Annotated in this window: 1 protein-coding gene; it reads right to left on the bottom strand. The window is 66.8% G+C overall.

The window, feature by feature from the left end:
- On the bottom strand, positions 1-343 hold a 343-nt coding region (locus L687_RS25945; protein WP_021198720.1), incomplete at both ends, for an aldo/keto reductase.

Raw genomic sequence — 343 nt, forward strand, 5'->3', positions numbered from 1 at the left:
GGTCGATCACGTCGGAGCGCAGACTCCGCAGCGATGCCTCGGCTACCCGGCGGATCTGCTCGGGTCGACTGTTCAGGCCGACGCTCTTGCCGTCCTGGATATCCCACCCGAACTTCGTCGCGAGCACGACCCGGTCGCGGATGGGCTCGAGTGCCTCGCCCACGAGCTCCTCGTTCACATACGGTCCGTACACCTCGGCGGTGTCGAAGAAGTCGACGCCGTGATCGACCGCCGAGCGCAGCACCGCGATCATGTCGTCGCGGGTACCCGGATTGGGGCCGTAGCTCTGTGACATGCCCATGCAGCCGAGTCCGACCGCGGAGACCTGAAGGCCCTGTCCGAG

This window comes from Microbacterium maritypicum MF109 (genome assembly GCF_000455825.1).
GTDB lineage: Bacteria > Actinomycetota > Actinomycetes > Actinomycetales > Microbacteriaceae > Microbacterium > Microbacterium maritypicum_A.